9 protein-coding genes are annotated in these 6,802 nt (G+C 44.7%); 6 read left to right on the forward strand and 3 right to left on the reverse strand.

The annotated features are described in order from the left end of the window. Nucleotides 1–242: 242 nt before the first annotated feature. Entirely contained in the window at nt 243–1,220 is a 978-nt protein-coding gene (locus QUB61_RS36830; RefSeq protein ID WP_333136093.1) for a carbohydrate kinase, read from the reverse strand. A gap of 188 nt (nt 1,221–1,408) precedes the next feature. Continuing rightward, the gene (locus tag QUB61_RS36835) at nt 1,409–1,660 is read right to left on the reverse strand and encodes a hypothetical protein (RefSeq protein WP_333136091.1); all 252 of its coding nucleotides are present in this window, start codon (nt 1,658–1,660) and stop codon (nt 1,409–1,411) included. A gap of 11 nt (nt 1,661–1,671) precedes the next feature. Between QUB61_RS36835 and QUB61_RS36840 the strand changes: the two genes are divergently transcribed. The 3 genes from QUB61_RS36840 to hisS all read left to right on the forward strand — a co-directional run bounded on the left by QUB61_RS36840 (nt 1,672) and on the right by hisS (nt 3,755). Beyond that, a complete protein-coding gene (locus QUB61_RS36840; protein ID WP_015177040.1) occupies nt 1,672–1,947 on the forward strand; it encodes a photosynthetic electron transport-dependent transcriptional regulator PedR in 276 nt (91 codons plus the stop codon). A 34-nt stretch (nt 1,948–1,981) separates the two neighbouring features. Then, nucleotides 1,982–2,263, forward strand: coding sequence for a hypothetical protein (locus QUB61_RS36845; protein ID WP_333136095.1), 282 nt, complete (start codon nt 1,982–1,984; stop codon nt 2,261–2,263). 217 nt (nt 2,264–2,480) lie between these two features. Then, entirely contained in the window at nt 2,481–3,755 is a 1,275-nt protein-coding gene (gene hisS, locus QUB61_RS36850) for a histidine--tRNA ligase (protein ID WP_333136089.1), read from the forward strand. 11 nt (nt 3,756–3,766) lie between these two features. On the opposite strand, the gene QUB61_RS36855 is transcribed toward hisS, so the two are convergent. Continuing rightward, nucleotides 3,767–3,973: a hypothetical protein gene (locus QUB61_RS36855; RefSeq protein WP_333136087.1), complete on the reverse strand. Its 207-nt coding sequence runs from the start codon at nt 3,971–3,973 to the stop codon at nt 3,767–3,769. Between the two features lie 96 nt (nt 3,974–4,069). On the opposite strand from QUB61_RS36855, the gene QUB61_RS36860 reads away from it, so the two are divergent. The 3 genes from QUB61_RS36860 to QUB61_RS36870 all read left to right on the forward strand — a co-directional run bounded on the left by QUB61_RS36860 (nt 4,070) and on the right by QUB61_RS36870 (nt 6,684). Then, nucleotides 4,070–4,819 carry a Uma2 family endonuclease gene (locus QUB61_RS36860; protein ID WP_333136085.1) on the forward strand — a complete coding sequence of 250 codons (750 nt, stop codon included), beginning with the start codon at nt 4,070–4,072 and terminating at the stop codon, nt 4,817–4,819. Nucleotides 4,820–4,937: 118 nt separating this feature from the next. Further along, nucleotides 4,938–6,071, forward strand: coding sequence for a DNA cytosine methyltransferase (locus QUB61_RS36865; protein ID WP_333136082.1), 1,134 nt, complete (start codon nt 4,938–4,940; stop codon nt 6,069–6,071). 100 nt (nt 6,072–6,171) lie between these two features. Next, a complete protein-coding gene (locus tag QUB61_RS36870) occupies nt 6,172–6,684 on the forward strand; it encodes a deaminase domain-containing protein (RefSeq protein ID WP_333136081.1) in 513 nt (170 codons plus the stop codon). The last annotated feature ends 118 nt before the right edge of the window (nt 6,685–6,802 follow it).

Genomic DNA, 6,802 nt, shown 5'->3' on the forward strand with positions numbered 1-6,802 from the left:
CCGTCCTTTTTGGACGGGCGGGACGCCCATCCCACAATAACAATTAAAATTGTAAGTTATTTAATTCGCGATCCTTAGTTTCTCTTAACTAGGGCGAGAGTTTGTAGAGTAGCGATTTTAATCGCCGAGTCTTATCGAGGGTTTTTAACGCGGATTTGTATAAGAGTTATTTTTTTCGGCTCGACCGGGTTTCTGAACCAAATTTAGCCCCCTCTCCGTTTCCGGGGGAGAGGTTTGGCGTGCTAATTTTTGTACAAATACAAGAAAGCTTCTACTTCAGCGGCGGTTGGTTGAGCCGCAATTGCACCAGGTTTCATCGCTGTCATCGAACCTACCGCACTCGCATAAGTTACAACTTTTTTTGTTATTTCTGGAGCGGCTAAACCCTTAATTCCCACCTTGCACAATTGGCTGACAAAACCAGCCAGAAACCCGTCGCCGGCACCTGTTGTATCCTCAACATCTACTTTAAAGGCGGGGATTTTTCCTTCATTTTCCGAGATACAATAGGCGCAACCTTTCTCGCCCGCAGTCACCAAAACGCCTTCTACAGAATCGAGGCGGTAGGTAATAGCTCCAGCGTCGGTAGTGTCAAACAACCATTCGGCTTCTTCCTCCGATAACTTGACAAAATCAACTTTTTTTAAGAGTTTTCTAATGTGCGCTTTTGCTTCGTCTGGATTTGGCCAAAACACGGGACGCCAATTGATATCAAGTATAATTTTAACGTCGTACTGTTCTGCTAGCTCGATCGCTCGGGCGATCGCCTCTCGACTTTCAGGATAAGCTAATTCTAAAGTGCCTAGCACTAAAAATTCCGCATTTTCAAACAGCACCTCGGGTAGTTGTGCAGCGAGGAGGTGGGTGTCGGCAAAATCCGCAGTATGAAATTCGCCAAAACCAGCAAAAGTTCGATCGCCCGCTTGATTCCGCAAAACATAAACTTGCCGCGTCGGCGCACTCGGATGGTGCTGCACTCCCGCGGTATCAACCCCTACTTTTTGCAATACCTCCACTAGGGAATTCCCCAATTCATCCCCACCTACAGCACCGATAAATCCCGCCGCCGTCCCCAATTTAGCCAAAGCACAGGCAACATTAGCAGGAGCACCGCCGGGATATGCAGTCCAAGATTCTACCTCTTCGAGAGATACTCCTGATTGGTCTGCTAAACAATCAAATAAGATTTCACCCAGACACAGAACGCGAGGATAGGTCATATCAATTTTAGATTTTAGATTTTAGATTTTAGATTTTAGAGCAGCAGTAGACAGGTCAACAATTATTTTTAACCCATCTCAGAAAAATTGCAAGCTATTTTTTAATGGCTGCTCCTATAATATCAGACTTACTGATACTGGCAGTTACTAGCTCAACGCACAAGTGCAGTGCGGGCGTATCAGTTGTTTTACCTGAAAACCTCTGCGGGTTTGGCCCGGATGTCAGATGCGCGCAGGTAAAGGGCTCGCCCGCCACCGGAACGGTGCCAGCAGTGCAAGTCGTTGCGGGTCATGCTGTGTCGGCGCTGAGTTTGCAGTTTTTGCGATTCTGCAAGCGAGTTGGTGCCTCGGACCCGAAACAGTAGCACAGCAAATTTAATTTTCTCTTCATACTTCATCCCTAATCCTCTAGAATTGTAGATAGGTAAATATGCAGACATAGGAAAAATTTATGAGCGGGATCGTCTCTGGGACCCCTGTCACCCTGTCGGACAGAGAATTGCAAGTGGTAGAGTTAGTAGCGGCGGGATTGACTAATGAGAAAATAGCGGAAAAGTTAGAGATTAGCAAGCGTACAGTTGACAACCACATTAGCAATATCTTGAACAAGACGCGCGCTGACAATCGAGTTACGCTGGTGCGCTGGGCGTTGCAGTGGGGGAAGGTATGTTTGGACAATATTAACTGCTGCCCTCTACCGGGGCCGATCGATAAAGAAGTATCTTAAGTAGGGGATCAGGTTGGGGACAGGCAAAGAAATGATGCAAACGGCACAAGAAAAACAACTCCGCTATCAAATTCAATGCCCTGGATTGCCGTTGGCGGTGTATCGCGAAGTGGCGGTTCATTTGCGTCAAGTTGAAGGGGTGCATACCGGTTTAATTCCGCAGCAGTCGCAGCGGTTTGATTACAGCGACAGCCAAATTGGGGGTTTGTGGATACAGTATCCTGAAGGGTTCGACTTGGCAGGTCGCGAACGAGTCGATCGCATTTTGGCTTATTATGGCGATCGTTACGGAGTTTGGGAATTATTAAGTCATTAGTCATTAGTCAGCAGTTATTAGTCATTAGCTAAGAGTTAAGGACACAGAACTAACGAGTACAGAAGTTATGAGCTGCTTAGTTAAAAGGCTATTTGCTAACAACTTTCATACCAGTTACTTTAATACCAATGACCAATGATTAATGATTAATGATCGACCACCAATGATTAATGACCAATGACTAATGACCAATGACTAATGACCAATGACTAACAAAATGAGTGCAATTAAAACTTTAACGGGAACGCGAGATATTTTGCCCGATGAAATTCGATATTGGCAAAATGTCGAAGAAGTGGCTAGAACAATTTTGAAAAAAGCGGCTTATCGGGAAATTCGGACGCCGATATTTGAACAAACATCTTTATTTGAACGCGGCATTGGGGAAGCTACCGATGTTGTGGGTAAGGAAATGTACACTTTTAAAGATAAGGGCGATCGATCGATTACTTTGCGTCCAGAAGGCACAGCCGGAGTAGTGCGAGCTTTTATTCAAAATGGTTTAGAAGCTCAAGGTGGATTGCAGCGTCTTTGGTACGCGGGGCCGATGTTTCGCTACGAACGTCCTCAGCAGGGACGGATGCGGCAATTTCACCAAATTGGCGTAGAAGTTTTGGGAACTGCCGATCCTCGTGCGGATGTCGAGGTAATTGCGATCGCCTGCGACATCCTGCAAACCCTTGGCTTAAAAAATTTGCGTCTCGATATTAATTCTGTCGGAAATAAGCAAGACAGACAAAATTACCGACAAGCTTTGATAGATTATTTTACACCGAACAAAGACGAATTAGATACAGATTCTCAAGACCGCTTGACTCGAAACCCGCTGCGGATATTGGACAGCAAAAATCAGCGCACTCAAGAAATTGTAGCTGGTGCGCCGAGTATTTTGGACTATTTGGGAGAGGAATCGCGATCGCACTTCGAGCAAGTGCAGCAAATGCTCACCAATTTAGGAATCAGCTATCAGTTAAATCCCAGATTAGTGCGCGGTTTAGATTACTATACCTACACAGCATTTGAAATTATCTCCGACGATTTGGGAGCGCAAGCAACAGTCTGCGGGGGCGGCCGCTACGACGGTTTAGTTAAGGAATTGGGCGGCCCAGATACCGCAGCAGTCGGTTGGGCAATGGGTATCGAAAGGCTGATTATTCTGCTGCAAAAGTTGCAACCATTGCCCGCGCCGAATTTAGATTTCTATTTGGTATCCAGGGGAGAAAAAGCAGAACAGCAATCCGTCTTGTTAGCTCAAAAATTGCGGAGTGCGGGGTTTATTGTAGAGATGGATTTGAGCGGCAGTCCTTTCAGTAAACAGTTTAAAAGAGCAGTTCAAAGGGGCGCCGCTGCGTGTTTAGTTTTGGGAGATGCGGAAGCTGAAAACGAGACGGTACAATTGAAGTGGTTGGCGAGTGGTGAACAAAGTGCGATCGCCCAATCAAAACTACTAGCAATGACAAACGAGCTACAGCAGAAAATTAACAACCCTTAGAACTCTCTGTTTTAGCCCAGTCTATATCCCCCTAAATCCCCCGAATCGTTGCGGGGACTTTGAATTCCAATCCTCTCGTTACCAGGCTCTGCCCGGTAACGCATATCCAGAGGCTCTGCCTCGTCAATCCTCTCGTTACCAGGCTCTGCCCGGTAACGCATATCCAGAGGCTCTGCCTCGTCAATCCTCTCGTTACCAGGCTCTGCCCGGTAACGCATATCCAGAGGCTCTGCCTCGTCATTAAGCCATTAACATTAATCCCAAAAACGAAGAGATATAATTTAAGCATTAAAACATTTAACCTCCGATCAACTATGTCTGTAGCAACTAAAAACCCAGAAACACAACTCACAATCACCTGGCCGCTACTACCAGAAGATTTCCAACTACCAGACGACCCCGTAGAAGACGAAAGCCAACCATTATTAGCCGCCGCTTTGCGCCAGCCGCTAACAGCATTTCCTGAATTAATGCAGGATGCCTTAATTGTTTCCAACTTTGCCATTTGTGCCGGCATAAGTTTCCCAGGTTCAAGCAGCGACGAACAGCGTATTATCTGCAAAGCACCAGATTGGATGTACGTGAAACCCGTCACTCCAAAAAACGTCTCGCAAGTCCGCCGCAGTTACACGCCGCACACAGAAGGAACCATCCCCCAAATCGTGATGGAATTTCTTTCAGAAACCTATGGAGAAGAATACTCCGTTGAATTTACCTCGCGGTTGGGAAAGTGGTATTTTTACGAGCAAGTAATCAAAGTCCCCCGATACGTCATATTCCGAGCCAAAACAGCTCATTTAGAAGTTTACGCTTTAGAATCCGAGCACTACAACTTCCAAAAACCTGATGAAAACGGACGTTATTGGATACCGGGATTAAACCTATTTTTAGGTATTTGGGAAGGAACGCACGAAGGAAGGACAGGCTGTTGGTTGAGGTGGTGGGATGCAGAAGGCGAGTTGTTGCTTTGGTCGGAAGAAAGAGCCGATCGCGAACGACTCCGCGCTGAAAGATTGGCAGAAAAATTGCGTCAAGCGGGAATCGAATTAGATGACGAACAGTGAAACATGAAAAGAAATAGAGTCTTAGTAAGGTGATCCGTGCGCGCCTTACGACTATTTGATATAATCACACTCTTGTGTCCCGGGCATCCTTCCCGCTATTGCCTCAGGTTACAGTCCTATGTTAATTGAACGTCTAGATCCCATAAATTGGGAAAAAAAACCGCGACTGATATCATTGTTTTCAGGTTGCGGCGGCATGGACTTGCCCTTCCACAAAGCGGGGTTTAAAGTAGTTTGGGCGATCGACTCCAATCCATACGCCTGCAAAACATTCAGCAGAAACATTGCTGATGTCATCATCAACGACAGCATAGAAAATATAGACATTGCACAAGTTCCCGAAGCTGAAATATGTATAGGAGGATTCCCCTGTCAAGATTTCTCCCTGATTTGGAAACGACCCGGACTTGAAGGAACCAGAGGTAATTTATATACATACTTTCTCGATTTTGTCAACAAAAAAAAGCCCAAAGCTTTTGTAGCAGAAAATGTCAAAGGCTTATTAAGTGCCAATAATTATCAAGCAATAAAACAAATAATTTCTGATTTTGAAAGTATAGCACCAGGCTACTTAGTTAAACCTAAACTCTACAACTTTGCTGATTACGGAGTTCCCCAATTTCGCCAAAGAGTGTTATTAGTTGGCATTCGGATGGATACAGGATTTAACTTTGTGCATCCTCAGCCAGAATACGGGCCAAATCGCAATAATCCCTATCGAACTGCGGGCGAAGCACTCAAAAATGTGGAAGCAGTTCTTGACAATAACAAACATCATAAAATTCAGACCCGCACCGTTGAAATTTTAAATCGAATTAAACCGGGAGGGAATTTTTCCGATATTCCCAAGGATAGTCCGTACTATGTCAAAGGCATGATCAGTCACGTTTATCGGCGAATTCATCCAGATAAACCATCATCAACAATTATTGCGGGTGGAGGTGGCGGGACTTGGGGTTATCATTATTTAGAACCGCGTTCTTTGACAAATCGTGAAAGGGCAAGATTGCAAACATTTCCCGATGATTTTGTTTTTGAAGGTTCTACGACTGAAGTGCGGCGGCAGATTGGCAATGCAGTGCCGCCGCAGGGAATAGCTGCTGTTGTGGAGGCTTTAATTCCGCTATTTAAGGGGGATTATCCCCAAGTTGATTTATATGAAATGAGTAAAAAGTTGCAGGGAATGTCTATTCAAGAACGATTAAAATGGGCTGAATTAGAGGTGTCCGAGCAGAGTTTGCAGTTAATTTGAAAGTGGGGTATAATTAAAAGACCTGAGTCAGACGAGGCTTTAAGCTTATGTCTAAGTCAGCTTATATATAAAATTATTTCTAAAAATAAATTTTACTCGCGTGACAAAAAACTTAACTACAGGAAACCCCTATAGAAACACACCTCATTACGAGTATCCCCAAGACATACCGGAGTCCGATAGGGATATCGCAGAGGAACTGCGGACTAAGACTCAAGAAGTTCGATCGATCCATATTATAAAAACCCGTTCTGGTAATGCTGCTGCTGCCAAACTCGAACTCGAAATGGGTGGAGTTTATAGCAAAGAAGCTACCAGCAAGCGAGATCCTCTAAATATTCCAGGTGAAGAGGATGGGCCAAAGTTGTTTTTTGAGCCAAGGCTTAACAGAATAGCATCCTGCAACAACAAAGAACACGCCGAGTACAAGCTTTTCAATAAACTTGCAGAAGATTTGGAAAGAGATGATCTTTCCTTGGATGCAGAAGGAATACTCTACCTCTACACTGAGAGAGATATGTGTTCTGGTTGCAACATTACTTGTGATGAGGATTTTAAGATGAGGTTCCCGAATATTCAAGTGATTATCTTCTACGAACGTCCATATCCGTAGACATATCAGGATAGACAGCCAGTAGAGACTACCAGGGCTTTACCATTTGTGACAAGTTAAGAAAAAGTGCAAATTGTCAAGGGGGTAGACAAAAAAAGGTAAAATAGGATGAAACCTT

Source organism: Microcoleus sp. C2D2 (assembly GCF_036702495.1).
In the GTDB taxonomy this organism is placed as follows: Bacteria; Cyanobacteriota; Cyanobacteriia; order Cyanobacteriales; family Microcoleaceae; genus Microcoleus.

Excerpts from the sequence above, each read along its gene's own strand:
- QUB61_RS36855 (WP_333136087.1), bottom strand. The coding sequence starts at position 3,973 with ATGCGTTACCGGGCAGAGCCTGGTAACGAGAGGATTGACGAGGCAGAG.
- QUB61_RS36835 (WP_333136091.1), bottom strand. The coding sequence starts at position 1,660 with ATGTCTGCATATTTACCTATCTACAATTCTAGAGGATTAGGGATGAAG.
- QUB61_RS36860 (WP_333136085.1), top strand. The coding sequence starts at position 4,070 with ATGTCTGTAGCAACTAAAAACCCAGAAACACAACTCACAATCACCTGG.
- hisS (WP_333136089.1), top strand. The coding sequence starts at position 2,481 with ATGAGTGCAATTAAAACTTTAACGGGAACGCGAGATATTTTGCCCGAT.
- QUB61_RS36865 (WP_333136082.1), top strand. The coding sequence starts at position 4,938 with ATGTTAATTGAACGTCTAGATCCCATAAATTGGGAAAAAAAACCGCGA.
- QUB61_RS36845 (WP_333136095.1), top strand. The coding sequence starts at position 1,982 with ATGCAAACGGCACAAGAAAAACAACTCCGCTATCAAATTCAATGCCCT.
- QUB61_RS36830 (WP_333136093.1), bottom strand. The coding sequence starts at position 1,220 with ATGACCTATCCTCGCGTTCTGTGTCTGGGTGAAATCTTATTTGATTGT.
- QUB61_RS36840 (WP_015177040.1), top strand. The coding sequence starts at position 1,672 with ATGAGCGGGATCGTCTCTGGGACCCCTGTCACCCTGTCGGACAGAGAA.